At 44.8% G+C, this 20,767-nt stretch carries 18 protein-coding genes; 10 read left to right on the top strand and 8 right to left on the bottom strand.

Annotation, left to right across the window (positions count from 1 at the left end; all coding sequences use genetic code 11):
* The first annotated feature begins 98 nt into the window (after nucleotides 1-98).
* Both rnb and AB4185_RS15255 read left to right on the top strand, forming a co-directional pair.
* Nucleotides 99-2,105: an exoribonuclease II gene (gene rnb / locus AB4185_RS15260; protein ID WP_017059497.1), complete on the top strand. Its 2,007-nt coding sequence runs from the start codon at nucleotides 99-101 to the stop codon at nucleotides 2,103-2,105.
* A 188-nt stretch (nucleotides 2,106-2,293) separates the two neighbouring features.
* Nucleotides 2,294-3,124, top strand: a complete 831-nt coding sequence (locus AB4185_RS15255; protein WP_017064362.1) for an AraC family transcriptional regulator — start codon at nucleotides 2,294-2,296, stop codon at nucleotides 3,122-3,124.
* A 184-nt stretch (nucleotides 3,125-3,308) separates the two neighbouring features.
* On the opposite strand, the gene AB4185_RS15250 is transcribed toward AB4185_RS15255, so the two are convergent.
* On the bottom strand, nucleotides 3,309-3,671 hold the full coding sequence (locus tag AB4185_RS15250) for a DUF3024 domain-containing protein (RefSeq protein WP_017059495.1): 363 nt from the start codon (nucleotides 3,669-3,671) through the stop codon (nucleotides 3,309-3,311).
* 253 nt (nucleotides 3,672-3,924) lie between these two features.
* On the opposite strand from AB4185_RS15250, the gene AB4185_RS15245 reads away from it, so the two are divergent.
* Complete coding sequence (locus tag AB4185_RS15245; protein WP_017064361.1) at nucleotides 3,925-4,740, top strand: phosphate ABC transporter substrate-binding protein; 816 nt, start codon at nucleotides 3,925-3,927, stop codon at nucleotides 4,738-4,740.
* 76 nt (nucleotides 4,741-4,816) lie between these two features.
* Here AB4185_RS15245 and AB4185_RS15240 read toward each other — a convergent pair whose 3' ends face one another.
* The 3 genes from AB4185_RS15240 to AB4185_RS15230 all read right to left on the bottom strand — a co-directional run bounded on the left by AB4185_RS15240 (nucleotide 4,817) and on the right by AB4185_RS15230 (nucleotide 10,138).
* Nucleotides 4,817-5,503, bottom strand: a complete 687-nt coding sequence (locus AB4185_RS15240; RefSeq protein WP_017059493.1) for a MaoC family dehydratase — start codon at nucleotides 5,501-5,503, stop codon at nucleotides 4,817-4,819.
* A 334-nt stretch (nucleotides 5,504-5,837) separates the two neighbouring features.
* A complete protein-coding gene (locus AB4185_RS15235) occupies nucleotides 5,838-8,990 on the bottom strand; it encodes an efflux RND transporter permease subunit (protein WP_372106317.1) in 3,153 nt (1,050 codons plus the stop codon).
* An 11-nt stretch (nucleotides 8,991-9,001) separates the two neighbouring features.
* Entirely contained in the window at nucleotides 9,002-10,138 is a 1,137-nt protein-coding gene (locus AB4185_RS15230; RefSeq protein WP_102320732.1) for an efflux RND transporter periplasmic adaptor subunit, read from the bottom strand.
* A gap of 259 nt (nucleotides 10,139-10,397) precedes the next feature.
* Between AB4185_RS15230 and AB4185_RS15225 the strand changes: the two genes are divergently transcribed.
* Entirely contained in the window at nucleotides 10,398-10,841 is a 444-nt protein-coding gene (locus AB4185_RS15225) for a dCMP deaminase family protein (RefSeq protein WP_004737813.1), read from the top strand.
* Between the two features lie 86 nt (nucleotides 10,842-10,927).
* Here AB4185_RS15225 and AB4185_RS15220 read toward each other — a convergent pair whose 3' ends face one another.
* From AB4185_RS15220 to pepT, 3 genes are all read right to left on the bottom strand, one after another.
* Nucleotides 10,928-11,770: a mechanosensitive ion channel family protein gene (locus tag AB4185_RS15220; protein WP_017064358.1), complete on the bottom strand. Its 843-nt coding sequence runs from the start codon at nucleotides 11,768-11,770 to the stop codon at nucleotides 10,928-10,930.
* A gap of 120 nt (nucleotides 11,771-11,890) precedes the next feature.
* Nucleotides 11,891-12,358, bottom strand: a complete 468-nt coding sequence (locus AB4185_RS15215; RefSeq protein ID WP_017064357.1) for a DM13 domain-containing protein — start codon at nucleotides 12,356-12,358, stop codon at nucleotides 11,891-11,893.
* A gap of 76 nt (nucleotides 12,359-12,434) precedes the next feature.
* Nucleotides 12,435-13,667 (bottom strand): peptidase T, encoded by a 1,233-nt coding sequence (gene pepT, locus AB4185_RS15210; protein ID WP_017059487.1) that lies wholly within the window; start codon nucleotides 13,665-13,667, stop codon nucleotides 12,435-12,437.
* Between the two features lie 348 nt (nucleotides 13,668-14,015).
* On the opposite strand from pepT, the gene AB4185_RS15205 reads away from it, so the two are divergent.
* The 3 genes from AB4185_RS15205 to AB4185_RS15195 all read left to right on the top strand — a co-directional run bounded on the left by AB4185_RS15205 (nucleotide 14,016) and on the right by AB4185_RS15195 (nucleotide 16,497).
* The gene (locus AB4185_RS15205; RefSeq protein ID WP_017059486.1) at nucleotides 14,016-14,162 is read left to right on the top strand and encodes a hypothetical protein; all 147 of its coding nucleotides are present in this window, start codon (nucleotides 14,016-14,018) and stop codon (nucleotides 14,160-14,162) included.
* A 372-nt stretch (nucleotides 14,163-14,534) separates the two neighbouring features.
* Nucleotides 14,535-15,587, top strand: coding sequence for an aldo/keto reductase (locus tag AB4185_RS15200; protein WP_032545660.1), 1,053 nt, complete (start codon nucleotides 14,535-14,537; stop codon nucleotides 15,585-15,587).
* Nucleotides 15,588-15,762: 175 nt separating this feature from the next.
* Nucleotides 15,763-16,497: an RNA methyltransferase gene (locus AB4185_RS15195; protein ID WP_065584752.1), complete on the top strand. Its 735-nt coding sequence runs from the start codon at nucleotides 15,763-15,765 to the stop codon at nucleotides 16,495-16,497.
* A gap of 96 nt (nucleotides 16,498-16,593) precedes the next feature.
* On the opposite strand, the gene fdxA is transcribed toward AB4185_RS15195, so the two are convergent.
* The gene (fdxA, locus tag AB4185_RS15190) at nucleotides 16,594-16,917 is read right to left on the bottom strand and encodes a ferredoxin FdxA (RefSeq protein ID WP_065584753.1); all 324 of its coding nucleotides are present in this window, start codon (nucleotides 16,915-16,917) and stop codon (nucleotides 16,594-16,596) included.
* 253 nt (nucleotides 16,918-17,170) lie between these two features.
* Between fdxA and AB4185_RS15185 the strand changes: the two genes are divergently transcribed.
* The 3 genes from AB4185_RS15185 to AB4185_RS15175 all read left to right on the top strand — a co-directional run bounded on the left by AB4185_RS15185 (nucleotide 17,171) and on the right by AB4185_RS15175 (nucleotide 20,712).
* Nucleotides 17,171-18,802, top strand: a complete 1,632-nt coding sequence (locus tag AB4185_RS15185) for an NAD(P)/FAD-dependent oxidoreductase (protein ID WP_048606003.1) — start codon at nucleotides 17,171-17,173, stop codon at nucleotides 18,800-18,802.
* Nucleotides 18,803-18,998: 196 nt separating this feature from the next.
* Nucleotides 18,999-20,198, top strand: a complete 1,200-nt coding sequence (locus tag AB4185_RS15180) for a DEAD/DEAH box helicase (protein ID WP_065104567.1) — start codon at nucleotides 18,999-19,001, stop codon at nucleotides 20,196-20,198.
* Between the two features lie 109 nt (nucleotides 20,199-20,307).
* A complete protein-coding gene (locus AB4185_RS15175) occupies nucleotides 20,308-20,712 on the top strand; it encodes a PPC domain-containing DNA-binding protein (RefSeq protein ID WP_372135619.1) in 405 nt (134 codons plus the stop codon).
* Nucleotides 20,713-20,767 lie beyond the last annotated feature (55 nt).

Raw genomic sequence — 20,767 nt, 5'->3', positions numbered from 1 at the left:
AGAGGGCAATTAATTAACGCTCACTTCGCCTTTAAGTAGTAATCAAGCCTCGCAATGATTATAGTGTGCTCAATTGTCCTCGATAGATAAAAGTCAAAATGTTTCAAGATAATCCTCTACTCGCTCAGCTCAAGCAGCAAATCCAAGAAACCCTCCCTAAAAAGGAAGGTACCATCAAAGCCACTGAAAAAGGTTTTGGTTTTCTCGAAGTTGATAGCAAAACAAGCTTCTTTATCCCGCCTCCGTACATGAAGAAATGTGTGCACGGTGACAAGGTGATTGCCATCATTCGCACAGAGAAAGAGCGCGAAGTAGCAGAGCCTGAGGAATTGGTTGAACAAGGTCTTACTCGCTTTATTGCACGAGTTAAGCTTTTCAAAGGCCGATTGAACGTTGTTCCTGATCACCCGCAGCTCAAAAAACTGCAACTTAAAGCGAAAGCAATGAAGGGTCTAAACCCTGAAACGCTTAAAGAAGGTGACTGGGTTGTTGCTCATATCGTTCAACACCCATTAAAAGGTGACAATGGTTTCTTGGCTCAGATCTCTGAGAAAATCACAGACGCTGACGACAAGATTGCACCTTGGTGGGTAACGCTGGCACAAAACGATCTACCAAACAGCGAGCCTGAAGGCATCGACAACTGGCTAATCAACGATGACGCCGATCTTGAACGTGTAGACATGACGCACGTCCCTTTTGTGACTATCGATGGCGAAAGCACAAAAGATATGGATGACGCGCTTTACGCGAAGAAGAAAGAGAACGGTGATTTTGAACTGACTATCGCAATTGCTGATCCAACGGCTTACATCTCTCCAGATGATGCGATGGATAAAGTGGCACGCGAGCGCGGTTTCACTATCTACCTTCCTGGTCGCAACATCCCAATGTTGCCTCGTGATCTTGCTGACAACCTATGTTCACTGATCGAGAACGAAGTTCGTCCTGCACTTTGCTGCACAGTAACGGTATCTAAAGATGGCGTTATCGGTGATGACATTAACTTCTTCGCTGCAAACATCAAATCTCATGCTCGTCTTGCTTACGACAACGTATCAGACTGGCTAGAAACAGGTGCATCAGAGAAATGGCAACCATCAGAAGAGATTGCTGCAATTGTTTCTGATCTTCACCAATTTGCTCAAGCACGTTCAGCATGGCGCTCAGCAAACGCTGTTGTGTTCCCAGATCGCCCTGACTACCGCTTTGAACTGAGCGAAGATAACGATGTTGTCGCTATCCACGCTGACATGCGTCGTAGCGCAAACAAGCTGGTTGAAGAATCAATGATCAGCGCGAACATCTGTGCGGGCCGAGTACTAAAAGAGAGCTTCAACCAAGGTGTGTTTAACTGCCATTCTGGTTTCAAGGCTGAGAAAATCTCCGACGTTCTTGAACTGGTAAACCCGCAAGCGGAAACGCCGTTCACTGAAGAGCAAATCATTTCTCTAGAAGGTTTTGCTACTCTACGTCGTTGGTTAGGTTCTTTAGATAACAGCTACTACGACAACCGTATTCGTAAATTCCAAGCGTATAGCGAGATCAGCAATGAGCCTGCACCGCACTACGCGATGGGATTAGATATTTACGCAACTTGGACTTCTCCAATTCGTAAATATGGCGACATGATTAACCACCGTATGCTTAAAGCACACATCTTAGGTAAAGCGCCAATTCAAACACCAGATGAAACTATCGGTGATGAACTTGCCCTGCACCGCCGTCACCACGGCATGGCTGAGCGTAATGTTGGCGATTGGTTGTATGCTCGCACTCTAGCCAATGCTCCAGCAGAAGAAACTCGTTTCCAAGCTGAGATTTTCGATATTAACCGTGCAGGTATGCGTGTACGTTTACTTGAAAATGGTGCTGCTGCATTTATCCCTGGATCTCTCATTCTTAATAATAAAGAAAGAATAGAGTGCAACGGTGATATGGGTACTGTATCTATCGATAAAGAAATGGTATACAAACTGGGAGACGTTTTAGAAGTAGTTCTCTCTGAAGTTAATCAGGAAAACCGTAACTTAGTAGCAAAACCTACTCAAGTATTTGCGGACTTGCCTAGCGAGCCTGAAACGACAAACGAAACCGAAGCTTAAAGGCTTTAACAGCTACAGCTTTCAAGGTTACGGCTTTCAAGGTCAAAGCTATCAAGGTCAAAAGCTTCAAAGGTTCACTTCTAAAGGCGCTAATTATTAGCGCCTTTTTTGTAAATGTCTCATGCTTAAACAATACTTAAAAAAAACAATCAATAAGCAATCAATTTACAACGTCAAAGAAGCTCACTATGTCATCAATCACAGTTACTCAGTTCAGAAACTTCATTCCCAGGAGACGAGAACGTTATCCTGCCTCTAAAAACGGTATCTTTATAGTGTCGAAAGGCAGCATTTCTTTTGTGTTGCCCAATGGTACTCAAGCCTCGTTGCAAGCGGGAGATTTCACCCTTTACAATTCTGGTCAGATTAAAGACATCACGGTTAACACTGAAAATGGCGAATTCAGCGCAACCTGCTTAGATTTTGATTTGGCTATCTTTCAAAAGTTCATTAATCAGTTCAGCGATTTAGAGTCCGCTCGAATCCCAGACAAGTACATTAAGTTCAATCAAACGGATACTGAGCTCTGTCAGTTGAAAGATCTCATCATGTCACTGGCCAACTCTTCTTCTCAGAATGACTACGCACTCACTCAATTAGGCTTAAGTTTGCTGTCTTTGATGGTGGAACAGTACCCAGCTCTATTGGCTATTATTGCTCGAGCTTCAAGGTTAACCGTGACCCAAAGAGTCATTCATTACATCGAGCAAAACATTGAAAACAATATCTCTTTGGATACGCTCGCCAGTTACATGGGAATGTCACCGGCTACGCTTAAACGTCGCTTATCGGCTGAAGATCTGTCGTTCTCAAACTTATTAAAGATAAAACGTATTGCTCATGCAGCCACTCAGCTAAGAACATCGGATAAGTCGATCACTCAAATCGCGTATGAGTCAGGCTTTAAAAGTGCCGCTCACTTCAGCACGGCCTTTAAAACGTATCACGGAAAAACACCAAAAGACTTCCGATCGCTAGTGGCACAAGCACAACTGCAGAGCGTAAAGCCGCAAGTTTAAAGAAACAAAGCGATAGATTGATGTGGACGTCTTAGTTGGGAACTGGTGTAAACCAAGTGGCTTCAATATTAAGCCACTTGGGTGTGGGATGAGATGATTTGGCTTTGGGATTCAGTGGTTGAGTTTTGATACTCATTGATTCAGCTTTGCGAGCAGGCCACCAGCAAACGTGAAAACAGAGTGACTATGACCAGAAGTACGATTTAGGGTCTTTTTCTATTTCCGCCAAAATAGCATCAAGATCCTTCGATTTAGGAAGGTACGGATACGGCCCCCAATTCACAGAGTCGGTTTCGACATCCCCTTCAAGCGGCACCATCACTAACCAACAAGACAGCGACTCATCAAAAGTCACGCAGACGATCTCGTTTGTATAATCACTGTGAGATGAGTCGAGTAGATAATGCGCCTGAGAAAACAGCACACCACCCTCACACTCTTCATATAGGGATTTGCCTAGCTCGACAGGTAAACTTCGATTTCGAGATGTACAGAGCCTCTCGGCCCCAATTAAAAGACGATTCAGCTCGATATGAATGACGGACATAACACCCCTTGTAACTTCATAGAAACTTCTAAGTAGTGAATTCCTCTACTTAGCTTAGGACTCAACAAACATTTTAGCGAACAAGCGTAATCAAAATACCTGCCCTGCTCCCAGAAACGAATCTTGCTTTCGGAAACCCAGAAAGCTACGACTCATCAAGCGAACAGCTATACATCGAGAGTATGGAATTTCACAAAAGTGTCATATAACCGACCTATCATATGCGACAAATGTTATTAACTAGGAGTTGTTTATGTTACGAGTCGCGCTTGCCTCTCTTTTATCCTTAGCCCTGTCTTCTCATGCTGCTTTAGCACAAGAAACCACTATTTCGGGCTCCACTTCAGTATCACGAGTGATGGATGTATTAGCTGAGGAGTACAACAAGACTCACCCTGATAACTATATTGCGGTTCAGGGCATTGGTTCTACAGCAGGTATTACCATGGTTAATAAAGGTGTCTCTGACATCGGTATGAGCTCGCGTTATTTAACCGACCGCGAACAAGACGAGAAGTTGAAGGTATTTCCAATTGCCTTTGACGGCCTAGCTGTAGTAACTAACCGCTCAAACGCTGTAAGCAACGTTACACGTGAGCAGCTGTTCGATATCTACAAAGGCAAAATCACGAACTGGAAAGCTGTGGGTGGCGCAGATCAGCCTATCGCAGTTGTCACTCGCGAAGCGTCTTCTGGCTCACGCTATAGCTTCGAAAGCTTGCTTGGTTTAACGAAGATCATTAATGACCGTCTAGTGTCTGACATCAACCCAAATAACTTGGTTGTAAACAGCAACAGCATGGTTAAAACGATTGTTAACCATAACCCACACGCGATTGGTTTTATCTCTGTTGGTTCAATCGACCGTTCGATTAAAGCAATTACATTTGAAGGCGTAGAGCCAACATCTAAGAACATTGCTAACCACAGCTATGAATTGGCTCGCCCATTCTTGTTGCTGCACAAGACAGACTCAGTTTCTGACGAGAGCAAAGACTTCATCAAGTTCGTGAAGTCAAAGCAAGGGCAAGACCTTATCGAAGAGTACGGCTACACTCGCATTAAATAAGTGAGTGAGTTTTATCTTATGAAAAAAAAGAGAGAGCATTAAGCTCTCTCTTTTTTTTGGAATCTATATGGTTCGTTTAGAAGTGAAGTTGAATCACTGAAACGATCACAGCGCCAGGACGACGAATACCTTCGATTTCGACGCGAATTTCGCGTTCAATCTCTAGGCCTTTCTTAATTGGCGTTACTTTTGTTAGCGTACTTTTAGCACGAACATTACTGCCCGATTTAACAGGGTATGGGAAACGTACTTGGTTAAGACCAATGTTTACGACCATCTTCGCTGTTGGGAATTGAGACTTGTCAGGGTCAACACTGTCAGTCAATCGAGGAAGCAGAGATAAAGTTAAAAAACCATGTGCGATGGTTGTTTTGAACGGAGAGTCTGTTTCCGCTTTTTCAGGCTCAGTGTGAATCCACTGCATATCTTCAGTAACAAGGCCGAACTGGTTAATACGGTCTTGACTTACATTGATCCAGTCGCCAGTATGGATGACTTCACCGATCTGTTGATTAAGCTCATCAAACACAAGTTGTGCTTCTGGCTTAAGTACGATCGGCTGTTCCACCGGCATCTCTGGTGCATCTTCATTGACAGCAGGTTTGTGGTGATCACGAACCCACGCAAAGAAATGGCTATTTTGCGTACGATTAAGAAAGTCGCCCCAGTAATCTCTAAGAGCTGGAGACATCCATTGCATAAACTCTGAGTGTTGCGAAGACATGCTATCGCCTCGGTGTTTAAATAAATCAATGACTTTCATAAGAACCTCAATGCACAAAAAATTTCAATATAACTTCGTAATTTTGAAACACTTCACACTATTGTGCAAATGTTTTCGAGCATACAACCGTTAGCTGAACCTTGTTAAAATCATATTAAACATATACTTACCAATAAAACATCATTTTATTACAAAACCCAAATTAGAGTGTTAGCTCTATCACATGACAAACATTTGTTTATATAAAAGGCGTTTTTATTCATAAGTGGAATAAAAAAAGGCTTAGCGCAATGCTAAACCTTAGTTTTTACAAGGAATTAGTTTTCCGAGGGTTGGTCTTGTAAGAGACGAATCTTACAAGACACTCAATCCTCTATTCGTCATCAAGCGGAACCAGCTTGGTATTACCACCGTGTGCTTTCTCACGCTTACGTTGCACGAATGCGTAGAAGCCAGGGATTAGGAACGTACCCGCCAGTAATACACATAACAGGCCGCCGATCAGTGAAATACCCAGAGAGTTCTGACTCACGTGACCTGCGCCCGCAGCGAAGATAAGCGGGAAGATACCTAAGATGAACGACCAAGACGTCATGTTCACAGCACGGAAACGCAGTGTACCGCCCTTCACCGCTGCATCTTCAATCGGTGCGTCTTTCTCTTCACGCTCTACCTTTGCGAATTCCACAATCAAGATTGCGTTCTTCGCGGCCAAGGCTATCAAGAGAACCAAACCTATTTGTGCATAAAGGTTCAGCGGAGTGCCCGTTAGATTCAATGCCAAGAAGGAGCCTAAGGTTGCGACAGGTACCACGAGGATAATCGCAATCGGAATTGTCCAACTCTCGTATTGAGCCACCATAAACAGGTAGATGAAGATCAGAGCCAGTGCGAAAGCAAAGATCGCTTGGTTACCTGCTAGTACTTCTTGGTAAGCCATGCCTGTCCATTCGTACTGATACCCCTGAGGCAATACTTCTGCAGCTACGCGTTCCATTGCCGCAATCGCATCACCACTTGAGTAACCTTCTGCAGGTTGACCTTGAATCACGGCACTGCGGTACATGTTGTAACGCCATGCTACATCTGGTTCGAAGATCTGATCGTAAGTCACCAATGTGCTTAACGGGATCATCTCGCCATTAGACGAACGAACGTGGAATCGTTGTAGGTCGTCCATGCTGCTACGGTGTTCACTGTCAGCTTGCATGGTTACGCGGAAGTTCTTACCAAACATGGTGAAGTCGTTCACGTACAACGAACCAAGGTTACCTTGTAGTGTTTGGAAAATTTCCGACAACGGAATACCTAATTGCTGCGCTTTCTCACGGTCAATATCGACATAGTAGTGAGGTACGTTCGCACGGAAAGTACTGAATGTGTGTGAAATCTCAGGCTGTTTGCTCGCCTCAGCTATCACGTCATTCATCACCATAGCAAGATCAGTACGGCTTCGGCCTAGCGTATCTTCAAGTACAAACTCGAAACCAGACGCGGCCCCCATGCCCGGAACTGCAGGAGGCCCCATCGCAAACACGACAGCTTGAGGAAGTTCAGTCGCAGCACGACCATTAATACGCTGTGAGATAGCCTGAGCAGAGTGTTGACCATCCAGTGCATTACGCATGTCCCAATCGTGAAGCTTGATGAACATTGACGCACCATTCGACGCAGAAGCGCCCGTCATAAATGCGTAGCCGTTAACCAGTGTTACGCCATCAACACCCGGCTCTTGTTCAACCATTTCAAGCAGCTGCTTAGTCACTTCTTCGGTTCGAGACAAGGATGCCGCGTCAGGAAGCTGAACGTTAACCAGCAAAATGCCTTTATCTTCTTGAGGTACAAACGCCGTAGACGTTGTCTTCGCAAAATAAGTCACAGCCGCCAAAGCCACAAAGAAGAAAGTGAACAGCAGAACGCCTTTCTTAACTAAGAAGCCAGCCACTTGACCGTATTTGTTAGTAACAGACTCTAGACCACGGTTAAATGCTTGGTACCAACGCGCCGTGTTACCACCACCCTGCTTAAGAACCAGTGAACACAATGCAGGTGATAGCGTTAATGCGTTAATTGAAGAGATAACAACCGCGATACAGATAGTCAGAGCGAACTGACGGTACATGATGCCAGTAATACCAGGAAGCATTGCAACAGGGATGAATACCGCAAGTAGAACCAAGGTCGACGTAATGATCGGCCCCGTTACTTCTTTCATCGCAATAAGCGTGGCTTTACGCGGTGAAATGGTTGGGTCTTTAGCCATTGTGGTATCAACGTTCTCGATAACCAAGATCGCATCATCTACTACGATACCAATCGCTAGTATCAAACCAAACAGGGTTACCGTGTTGATGGTGAAACCCGTCATCTGCATGATGGCAAACGTACCAATCAAAGATACCGGAATCGCAACTACAGGAATCAAGGTTGCACGCGCACTACCCAAGAACAGGTACGTTACCGCAATAACCAACAAGATGGCTTCGATTAAGGTCTTTACTACCCCTTTGATCGACTCAGCAACAAACAGTGTAGTGTCGTAACTTGCTTCATACGCCACGCCTTCTGGGAAGTTCTTGCTTAAGTTTTCCAGCATCGCCATCACAGCTTTGCCACTTTCCAGCGCGTTAGCGTCTGATTGAAGTGACAGCGTTACGATCGACGCATCTTGACCACGGTATTTACCATTACCGTCGTAGAACTTTTTACCAAGCTCAACACGTGCAATGTCTTTTAAGTAAACCGTTGAACCGTCTTGAGTTGCACGAAGAACAACATTTTCAAACTCATCAGCTGTTTCTAATCGGCCTTTTGTTACCAAGTTGAATTGTACTTCTTGTGCGTTGTTATAAGGTGCAGCACCAATACGGCCTGCAGCAACTTGAACGTTCTGCTCTGCCAACGCGCGATTCACGTCTGAAGTGGTGATATTGAGGTTAGCCATTTTCTCAGGATCTAACCAAACACGCATCGCGTATTCACCACCACCCAACACGTTAACTTCACTGATGCCCTTCACACGAGCCAGTTGGTCTTTAATGTTTAGGTTAACGTAGTTGATCAAGAATTGATCGTCGTACTCACCGTTTGGCGAATAGAAGTTCAATACCATCAAAAGGTCTGGTGAACGCTTTTTAACGGTGACACCCACCATTCGAACTTCTTGCGGAAGCTTCGATTCGATTTGAGCAACTCGGTTCTGAACGTTGACCTGAGCCATATCTGGGTCAGTACCAACATCAAAGGTCACATTAAGGTTGTATGAACCATCGTTAGCGCTTTTAGAAGACATGTAGATCATATCTTCAACGCCGTTAACCGACGTTTCTATGGGGTCGGCTATCGCCTGTTCTACTACTTCAGCACTTGCACCTGTGTAGAATGCGGTAACACTTACAGAAGGCGGGCTGATTTTTGGATATTCCGCCACTGGCAAGATAGCGAGAGAAATCGCACCCGCCAGCGTTAAGATTATGGATATGACAAGGGCAAACTTGGGCCTTTGAATAAAGAAACGACTCAACATAAATAAGCCCCTTACTCAGCTTTTTCAGCAGCAGGTTGAATGCGAACGGACATACCATTACGCACACGCTGTAAGCCTTGAGTGATCACTGTGTCATTCTTCTCCAGACCGGAATGAACAATCACACCACCTTCAACCTGACGACCCATCTCGATGTTTCTGCGCTCAGCAACGGGTTCGGCTTCTCCTTCAACTAATACCATCACGAAGTCGCCTTCGAGGTCGGTTTGCACTGCACGACGAGGAATAGTCACAACATCAATAGGTTGTTTTTCACGTAGATCAACGCGAACGTGTTGGCCTGGAAGTAGTTGCTGATTCGGGTTATCAGCAATCGCACGCATCGCGATCGTACCAGTATTAAGGTTGATACGGTTGCCCAAGAAGTCAAGCTGACCTAGATGTTCGAACGCTTCACCGTTCTCAAGCATGATCTGAACTTCAACACCTGCAGAGTCGCTACTGCCATCGCCTTCGATGCGGTCCATACCCAGCTCAATACGCTCTCGCTCACTGATGCTGAACGATGCGTGGATTGGGTCTAGGCTAACCAAAGTCGTCAGTACACCTGAAGACGGCGAAACCAGATCACCCGTGCTCACTTTGGTATCGCTAATACGGCCAGAGAAAGGCGCGATGATTTTGGTATGAGAAAGCTGAACATTCGCAGCATTAAGCTGTGCTTGGCTTGCTTCAAGCTGTGCTTGAGAACCTAACAAGTTTGCGGTTAATGCATCGAATTCAGATTGAGAGATACTGCCTTTCGGAAGTAGGTTCTTACCACGATTGAAATCAAGTTCGGCTTTTTTAAGGTTGGCATTCGCTTGAGCAACAGCCGCTTTCGCGCTTGCTACTTCTGCTTCAAATGATGAAGGCTCAATTGAGTAAAGCAATTGCCCCTTCTCGACCATTTGGCCTTCTTTGAAATGGCGGCTTTGCAGGTAGCCAGAAACTTGTGCAGTAATTGCCGTGTCTTCAACGGCTTCAATACGACCGATGTACGACTTACTTTGTTGGTGAGAAACGACGCTAACATCCTGTACAGCTACGAGAGGTAAAGGCGCTTGCTTGGCATTCTGAGCATCTTGCCCACATCCAGCAAGAATAAGAGAGCTTGCAAGAGCAGTAAGGATCAACTTTTTACGCATGGTTATACCGTCACTTATTAGTATTTGAACAGCATAAAAGTTACGTAACACAATTGCTTCAAATGTCCGAGGAATATCAATTATAACTGGCCAAAGTGTATCAATATGTTAATTGAAACCAAGTGCTTATAAAGTGATTACAAACACGCTACAATTCCTAAGTAAATCAATCTCTCAGCTTTTGTTCTCTATGGATATTGTCTAACATAATGTATTGTCAGACAGATAAGCATTCACATTTAATTGTTAAGGAATTCTCATGATTTCAAAATGGGCTAAACGTTTCTATCAAATGGCGGAATTGGTCGGTTCTTGGAGTAAAGATCCTTCAACTCAAGTCGGCGCCGTAATCACTAAGCACAACCGCATTGTTTCTGTTGGTTTTAATGGCTACCCACATGGCGTGTCTGATAGTGCGGATACTGATGACAGAGAGATGAAGTACCTCAAGACACTTCACGCTGAAGAAAATGCGATCTTATTCGCCAAGCGTGATTTGGACAGCTGTGAAATCTGGGTGACTCACTTCCCTTGCCCAAACTGCGCAGCGAAAATCATCCAAACCGGTATTTCTGCGGTTCACTGCCCAGAGCAAAGTGAAGACTTTCTTTCTCGCTGGGGAGACAAAATCAAAGTGAGCCAAGATATGTTTGAACAAGCTGGTGTACAAGTCGATTGGTTGCCACTGGCTGACCTAGATTAAACGAACAGATAGTTAGAACAAAAAAGCCGAGAGTCGATATTATCGCTCTCGGCTTTCTTTTGTTTGGGGCTCAGCGGACTGCAGGATTAAGCACTGACAGGAAATGCTTCAGCGTATGCTTCCATGAAATCTTTACGAATCTCTTGCTCTAGATGAACCGCCTTCTCGGTTGGACAGAAAATCATAAAATGGACTTCTTGCTCACCTGTCGAACTGCTTGTGATATGGATGTGAGGCTCAGAACCCGGAAGGTCAACACCAGCGTGCTTTTCGATCACACCGTTGTAACGGCGAGCAACATCGATAAACTCTTCGCAATGCTCTTCAATTTTCACAATAAGACCCGACAGCATAGGGTATAGGTTTACAAAGTCTTTCACCGTCACAAAAAAGTTATGATAAACATAACGCTTCATGAAGTTGAGGTTCTTAACCGGATAAGTGAAGAACATGCTATTAGGCAGCGTGGCTGTCTTGCCAGTGAAGTGATATTGCCCATGATACAAATCGATTTCTTGAATCACGGTCGCCATCAGATTGTGCTCAATCACTTCACCGCTGATTTTACCCACTTCGATCCAGTCGCCAATTCTAAATGAACGAGAACTCGCACGCTGAATAGAACCGGTGAAACACAAAATGATCTCTTTTGAAGCCACTACTATCGCAACAGCAATGGCCGTGACAGATAGCGCAAACTCGCTGATTTCGGATTTCCACAGCACAAATAACGTCACAACAATAATCGCGAATGTGCCGTTTTTGGTTCGTGACATCCAGTTACGTTGGTCTTCACTAAGGAAAGCAACATCACCTCTTATTTGAGATAAGGTGATTCGGCGAATGATTAAAATAATAGTGATAATCAACGCACTAAAAATAAACTTATGAGCGAGTAGAAAATCAATTACTTGCCACACTTTTTCCATTACTTATTCCTTAGCATTACAACGACGAGCTTTACAACGATTAGCGGAGACTTCGCTATGAAAAAGCGCTCAAAAATAGAGCGCTTTTTTACGTGCCTAAATCAGCTATTGGTAAGGCTATCATTTTATCTTGGCAGAAGTAATAAATTGGCCAAAAGTTTCACACCAAATCACAACCGTATTAAATCGATTAAGATCAGTACCTTCGGGAAGCTCAACCATAAAGCGGTCGAATGTTTTCACATCTCCGACTCTCAATAACTCGTTCTTGCTGTCATTGAAAGCGTGCTCGGTTTCAATGAACTTAGGCGAGAGATAAACCTTGTAATCAGGTCCCGGCGCCAATTCACCTTCAAAAGCGATCGCACTTTCGGATACTGAGACGATGCCTTCTCCCCAGTGCAAGAAGTCACTGTCTTGTCGATCTTTAGTGAACTCGCCCGTGTAGATAGCCTGCTCACTGATCGCTTCAACAGAACTTGAGGAAGGAGAATCAGGCTCAATCAAGATAGGCAATGCGTAAACACCTAGCCCAAAACCAACAGCACCCACGGCTAAGTGGGTGCAAAGTAAAACTAACTTTTTCATCGCGTACTCCCTTATGCTTAAAGAGAGTATTATTGAATACTCTCAAAAATACAAAGAGATATAACGCTCTGATGTTCTATTTTTGGTAATGCGTTGCTGTACGTTGTGACAGTTCAACAATCACTTTTACCGCTTGCTCCATGCCTTGAATGGTAATGAACTCATGAATACCGTGGAAGTTGTAACCGCCAGTAAAGATATTCGGACATGGTAGCCCCATGAAAGATAAGCGAGCACCGTCTGTACCACCTCGGATTGGTTTAACCATTGGCTCGACATTGCACTCAATCATCGCCTGCTTGGCCAATTCAATAATATGTTGATGCGGTTCAACCATCTCTTTCATGTTGAAGTAGCTATCGGTTAGCACCAGCTCAACACGGCCTTTCTCAAGGCGCTCATTCAGCTCATCGACTTTCTGCTGCATGAATGCTTTACGCGCTTCTACACCCTCACGTTCAAAATCACGGATGATGTATCCCAGTTCAGAGCGAGCCACACCCATTTCCGCCGATTTCAGGTGGTAGAAGCCTTCATAACCTTCTGTGCACTCTGGTGTTTCTTGCGCAGGCATCATCAATTGGAATTGCGCTGCAATGTTCATCGAGTTCACCATTTTATCTTTTGCGGTGCCCGGGTGAACGTTCACGCCATGACAGATAACATCGGCGCTCGTGGCATTGAAGTTCTCAAATTCCAACTCCCCTACTGGGCCACCATCGATGGTGTACGCCCACTCGGCGCCAAATTTTTCAACGTCAAACAGGTTCGCACCGCGACCAATCTCTTCATCCGGCGTGAAACCAATGCAGATGTCGCCGTGTTTGATGTCTGGATTCGCTTTCAGGTAAGCAATTGCACTGATGATTTCAGCGATGCCCGCTTTGTTGTCGGCACCAAGCAGAGTTGTGCCGTCAGTCGTAATCAGGTCGTGACCATGTAAAGAATCAAGATCTGGATACTGGCTTGGGTTCAAACTCTCGCCACTTTCCCCTAATTCAATCGTTCCACCTCGGTAATCTTTAATCACTTGTGGTTTCACGTTGGCGCCTGATGCGTCAGGAGCGGTATCCATGTGCGCCACAAAGCCAATCGCAGGCACATCGTAATCGACATTCGACGGCAGTTTCGCCATCAAGTATCCATTGTCATCTAAAGACACATCAACTAAGTCTAATGCCACCAATTCTAACTTTAAGGCTTCAGCAAAGGTAATTTGACCCGGTGAACTTGGGCATTGCTGATTAGAAGGATCGGATTTGGTATCAAAAGTAACGTAATTCAGAAAACGTTCTACAAGCTTTTCCATAATTCATCTCACCATGGATTAAGTAATTGATTTACTGACTTAATTATTATGTCGATAAGTGATACATCGTTAAATAAATACGAGCACAGAGTCAGTAGCGAGGGTTTTCATCTTACGCCCCTGACCATGTATGTAATTGCTCTAAATCATTATTGTGCGAAATTAGATGCGCTTCCTATACTTGAAAACAGAGGGTTTCGTCAGTTCAACATTGCATACGGATGATAAGAGATCGCTTTGTACGCATTCTACGCCCTCCGCTCTCAGCCTAACAAAAGTACAAAGTGGATGATGATCACAATTTATCCTTGATGCAGAATCTGTCATACGTTACACGGAGACACAGTTATGACGATTAATAAATATTTCATTTTCTCTCCTCAAGCCTCTGAGGAAACGCTTCGACCAGTATTAACTGAGAAAGAAGTTCAAAGGCAGGAAGCTCTAAGACAGGCGCAGATCCAGGGTGGATTAGACACAAACGCGACCTCGTAACTCAATGAATACCTAGCACTATTAAGACCCCTATAAAAAAGCTCTACGCTCTATCCGGTAGAGCTTTTTTTATTTTTGATCTGTTCTCCTCTCCCCCACTCCCAAACAAGCTGAACATTAAACCTTCGCTCATTGCTTGTTGTTCTTCACTTCTCGATCACCAATTGGCTCATAGTTTCTCGCGAATGTATTTTCACGCATTGCACACACTAGCTTGCAGCGCTGAGAAATGACTCACTAAACTCCCCGATGCCATACCTTGTCGTGTCATTTTGTGCTAATAATTCATATTCGTTTTCATTCCTCACTCGCCCTCTTTTCAAAACTATAATGCGAGTACCAGAGAACCTAACCACAGGAACCCCGAATTCAATGGAATATTCAAAGCTAGGAAGTAGTCAAATTCCCGTTTCCCGTATCTGTCTTGGCAGCATGACTTGGGGGCTACAAAATACGCAGCAGCAAGCCGACCAACAGATCGAATACGCATTAAGCCAAGGTATTAACTTTATCGATACTGCAGAGATGTACGCGGTTCCACCTTCTCCAGATACCTACGGAAAAACAGAAGCGATCATTGGTAACTGGTTATCGCGTAACCCACAGCGTCGACAAGAGTTGATCATTGCGAGCAAAATTGCCGGGCCAGGGCTTCCTTGGGTTCGAGATGGCGGCCCGATAACGGGTGAAGCGGTGATCGCAGCCGTTGACGCATCATTAAAACGCCTACAAACAGACTATATCGACCTTTACCAACTTCATTGGCCAAATCGTACAACGCCTCACTTTGGTAAGCATTTCCCGAATCACATTCGATTCAGTGATATTGACCGAAAGCAGCATGAAGCTGAGATGTTGGAAATCCTACAAGCACTGGCAAGCTGCATTAAGGCGGGGAAAATTCGCCATGTCGGGCTTTCAGATGATTCTACTTGGGGCATTAACACTTACCTCAAGCTGAGTGAAAAACACGATTTGCCACGTATGGTTTCGATTCAGAATGAATTTAGCCTACTGCACGCAAAAGACTGGCCATATCTGATTGAGAACTGTGTGCATGAAGATGTAGCTTACCTGCCATGGTCACCTTTAGCTGCAGGCATGTTGAGTGGAAAGTACATTGATGGCGCAAGACCGGAAGGCAGCCGTTGGACTTACATGCAACGTAAAGGCATTTTCCGTGACACTGAATCTGCCAACGAAGCGGTTAAAGGCTATGTTGAAGTAGCAAACGCTCATGGATTTACTCCGAGCCAACTGGCATTGGCATGGTGTAATCAAGTTGATGGGGTGACGTCCACCATCATCGGTGCAACGACCATGGAGCAATTAAAAGAGAACGTAGCCGCTTTTAGTAAACCGCTATCAGAAGAGATCCTGACTGATATCAACACAGTATTTAAACGCTATCCTGCTCCGTATTAGGCTGTCAGTTCAGCTTAACTTAGGTGAGTAAATCCCATAAGAGCGCGCTATTTAGTGCGCTTTTCTTTTTTAAGTGAGTTGCTTTTGCTTTTTATGTAGATCGCATTGAGTCATCACGCTTTTGGTTCGCTAACCTTTGCTCTATAATGCGCGGGCTTATATCTAGGATAAAAACATGATTTCAAAAAACCAATTAAAACTCCTTCGTGCTTTGGGCCAAAAGAAACAACGTAAAGCCCACGGCCTGTTTCTAGTTCAAGGTGAAAAGAACGTTCTTGAGCTGTTCAATAGTGACTTAGTGGTGAAGAATGTCTTTGCTACCGCTGATTTCTTATCTGAAAATCATGCTTCACTGATTGAGTTTGATTGTGTTGAAGCCTCGCTGGATGATCTAACCAAAGCAAGTACTTTGGTGAGTAACAATGCCGCGATTGCAGTTGTTGAGATCCCAACGTTTGAACTACCAGAAGCAACAGGACTGATGATTGCGCTTGATGGCGTTTCAGACCCTGGCAACCTAGGTACGATTATTCGCGTAGCAGACTGGTATGGCATCAAGCATATCGTTGCGAGCAGTGATTGCGCAGACCCATACAACCCTAAAACTATCAGCGCGACTATGGGCAGCTTTGGCCGAGTACACGTAAGTCAAACTGACTTACCAGCTTACTTAGAGCAAGCGAATCTACCGGTTTACGGTGCATTTTTGGAAGGCGAAAGTGTTCATAAGACTGACTTCACTGCAAATGGCATTTTGCTGATGGGCAGCGAGTCTCACGGTATTCGTGAACACGCCGCTAAATACGTGACAGATAAGATTACGATTCCAGCATTCGGTGGCGCAGAGTCTTTGAACGTTGCAATGGCGACTGGCATCATTCTCGACAACATGCGTCGTCAGCACAGCTAGACCTCTAAGCTAACTAGCTAATCGACAGTGTTCAGATATTAAAAAAGGCGTATTGATTAAATCAGTACGCCTTTTTATTTGAGTTCTTTTCAACAATTACTTTTCTAGCATTGCCAACTTATCACACACACCATTCCACTTTTCAGCGTCATCCATTGGTGCTTTTACTTCCGTTTGCACAGGCCAAATCTCAGCGAGCTCTGCGTTCACTTCGATGAAGATCTTTTGATCTTCTGGCAGTTCGTCTTCTTGGAAGATCGCTTGAGCATCACATTCAGGTACACATAAACCACAATCGATACATTCGATCGGGTTAATTACCATGAAGTTTGGGCCTTCATGGAACGCATCTGCGGGACACACTGCCACACAGTCTGTGTATTTACATTGAATACAATTATCGCCTACGACAAATGCCATGATGCTCTGCTCTATAAGTTAGTCAAAATTGAAGAATGGGGATAATACTCATCCCAAAGCAAAATTCAACATCATACGGCTCTAATATCGTGTCTATTTGCTCCATGTTTCCAAATTAGTATGACAGATAAATCAATTTCTCGTAAAATGCGCGCCATTGTGAGCTTATCGCTTCTTTGAACATCAGCGTTTCCATCAAACTCTGTATTAAGAAACGATCTAGCTAAGACACCTATAAAAACGAGACATCGAAATGATACGTTTAACCGAAATTAAACTCCCACTAGACCATGAAGAGTCTGCTATTCAAGACGCTATTGAAGCGAAACTTGGTATTAACTCTGATCAGGTACTCTCTTTTAATATCTTTAAACGTGGCTACGATGCTCGTAAGAAATCAAAGATCTTACTTATCTACACGCTTGACGTTCTCGTTGAAAACGAAGCTGAGTTGTTAGAACAATTCATTAGCGACCCGCACGTAAAAGTGACTCCTGATATGGAGTACAAGTTTGTTGCTAAAGCGGTTGAGAACCAAACTGAGCGCCCTGTGGTTATCGGTTTTGGCCCATGTGGTCTATTCGCTGGCCTAGTGCTTGCTCAAATGGGTTTCAACCCAATCATCGTTGAGCGTGGTAAAGAAGTTCGTGAGCGTACGAAAGATACCTTTGGTTTCTGGCGTAAGCGTACGCTGAACACAGAATCAAACGTACAGTTTGGTGAAGGCGGCGCAGGTACTTTCTCTGACGGTAAGCTGTACAGCCAAGTTAAAGATCCAAAGCACTACGGCCGTAAAGTAATTGAAGAGTTCGTTGCTGCGGGTGCACCAGAAGAAATTCTATACGTAAGTAAGCCGCACATCGGTACCTTTAAACTGGTTACCATGATCGAAAAGATGCGCGCTTCTATCATTGAACTTGGTGGCGAAATCCGTTTCAGCACTCGTGTTGACGACGTTCATATGGAAGATGGTCAAATCACTGGCCTAACGCTTTCTAACGGTGAAGAGATCAAATCTCGTCACGTGGTATTGGCTGTTGGCCACAGTGCTCGTGACACGTTTGAAATGCTGTACGATCGTGGCGTTTACATGGAAGCGAAGCCTTTCTCTGTTGGTTTCCGTATCGAACACAAGCAATCGATGATCGATGAAGCTCGTTTCGGTAAGAACGCAGGCAACCCAATCCTAGGTGCTGCGGACTACAAACTCGTTCACCACTGTAAGAATGGCCGCACTGTATACAGCTTCTGTATGTGCCCAGGTGGTACTGTGGTTGCTGCAACGTCTGAAGAAGGCCGCGTAGTAACGAACGGCATGAGCCAATACTCTCGTGCAGAACGTAACGCAAACAGCGCGATCGTTGTAGGTATCGACCCAGAGCGTGATTACCCAGGTGACGCACTGGCTGGTATCCGTTTACAACGTGAACTAGAAAGCGGCGCTTATGTTCTTGGTGGTGAAAACTACGATGCACCAGCTCAAAAAATCGGTGACTTCTTGAAAGGTCGCGATCCAAGTGCAATCGGTGAAGTACAACCGTCATTCACGCCGGGTATCCACCTGACTGATATTTCAAAAGCGCTGCCTGATTTTGCTATCGAAGCGATTCGTGAAGCAATCCCAGCGTTCGAGAAGAAGATCAAAGGTTTCTCTACGCCAGACGGCCTACTTACCGGTGTTGAGACACGTACGTCTTCTCCTGTATGCATCAAACGTGGCAAAGACTTCCAAAGCATCAACCTTAAGGGCTTCTTCCCGGCTGGTGAAGGTGCAGGCTACGCAGGCGGTATCCTGTCTGCTGGTATCGACGGCATTAAGGCCGCAGAAGCGCTAGCACTATCAATGGTAGAGCAGAACCAAGCCGAGAAGATTGAGATCGCTTAAACGCTTTCGATAAACCCAAGCTAAATAGCGAACACCCAAAACTGAAAATCCAGTGTCTTGTCGACACTGGATTTTTTTATGTGCATGTTACTAGCGGTACACAAGCAACATGGTAGAATGCCGCCATTAATCTTATCCTTGTATAAGATTGTTGAACCTTTCCATCGCTATTTAGCCAAATCATACCGAGAAACTTATGCCATTTTCCAAGCTTGGATTAAGCTCACCTATTGTTAAAGCCGTTGCAAAACAAGGCTATGAAAAGCCAACCTCTATTCAAGAAAAAGCAATTCCGATTGTGCTTTCTGGTAAGAACCTTATTGCTGCTGCACAAACAGGTACAGGTAAAACTGCGAGCTTTGTTCTCCCTATCTTAGAAATGCTAAGTAAAGGTGAAACACAACGTAAAAAACGCATTCGTGCTGTTATTCTGACACCAACTCGTGAGCTTGCGATTCAGGTTGAACAGAACATTACTAAGTACGCGAAATTCCTAAACCTAACATCATTAGCGATGTACGGTGGCGTATCTTACCAACACCAGAAAGACCGCTTGATCGAAGGTGTCGATATTCTTGTGGCAACACCAGGTCGTTTGATCGACATGTACGGACAACGTGCCGTTCACTTTGATGAAGTGGAAGTTCTGGTTCTAGATGAAGCTGACCGCATGCTAGACATGGGTTTCATTGAAGACATCAACAAGATCATCGCGCGTCTACCACAAGACATCCAAAATCTACTGTTCTCAGCAACGCTTTCAACGCCAGTGCGCGCGCTAGCGAAAAGTGCTATCAGCGAAGCGGAAGAGATTTCGATTGCCAAGACAGATGCGTCTAAAGCGAACATTGAGCAATGGTTGGTAACCGTCGATAAAGACCGAAAATCTGCACTTTTAAGCCACATGATCACTGACGGTGAGTGGGACCAAGCGCTTATCTTTATCGAGACTAAGCACGGCGCGGCTAAATTGGTTGCTCAACTTGAAAAGCGTGGTATCGAAGCGGAAGCTTTCCACAGTGGACGCAGCCAAGCGATTCGTGAAAAGATTCTGGCTGATTTCAAAAAAGGTCGTCTAAAGTATCTAGTTGCGACAGGTGTTGCTGCTCGTGGTATCGATATCGATAACCTAAGCCGCGTAGTGAACTACGACATCCCATTCCCAGCGGACGACTATGTTCACCGTATTGGTCGTACAGGCCGTGCTGATGCGTCTGGTGAAGCAATCTCTTTCCTATCGAAAGACAACTTCAAGAACCTGTGCATTATCGAAAAACGTCTTGGTCACTTGATTGAGCGTCGCGTTGTTGAAGGTTTCGAACCACGCAAAGAAGTGCCAATCTCTGTATTGAACTTCGTGCCTAAAAAGAAAAGAGATCTGCAGCAACCTGAGTAATTTCAGGTTTAGACAATGCAAAAGTCGCGTTAGCCAAAATGAAAATAAGACGAAGCCCAATGTGGCTTCGTTTTGTTCTTTGAAATACAAATAAAACTGAGGCAATAAGATGATCACTCCTATCGCAACGAGATTAACCCGCGGGCAAGACCTAAAGCTTGAGATCCAAAGGTTAGTGACCACACACAACATCTCGGCAGGCTCTATAGCGTCTTGTGTCGGTTGTGTCTCTCAGCTCAATATTCGTTTAGCTAATGCGAACAACACCAAGCTCGTCCAAGCTCCGTTCGAAATAGTCTCGGTGATGGCAACGCTAACCCCAAACCACCAGCATGTTCATATATCCGTTGCTGATGAAAATGGCAATGTGATTGGTGGGCATTTGCTTGAAGGGACGATTATCGCAACCACGGCTGAACTGATCGTTCACCGTTACGATACTTTGACCTTCAGCAGAGAGCACGACGATTCAACGGGTTACACTGAGCTCACTATCAGCGAGAACACGCAATAGATCGCCCTGTAGCAACACTAAGCGCTCCATATAAAGCGATAAAACCAAATAGCAT

Origin of the sequence: Vibrio sp. 10N.286.48.F5 (genome assembly GCF_041469785.1) — a bacterium.
Taxonomy (GTDB): domain Bacteria; phylum Pseudomonadota; class Gammaproteobacteria; order Enterobacterales; family Vibrionaceae; genus Vibrio; species Vibrio crassostreae_C.
Note: the sequence above shows the minus strand (reverse complement) of the source record. Positions and strands in the feature narration are given on the sequence as shown.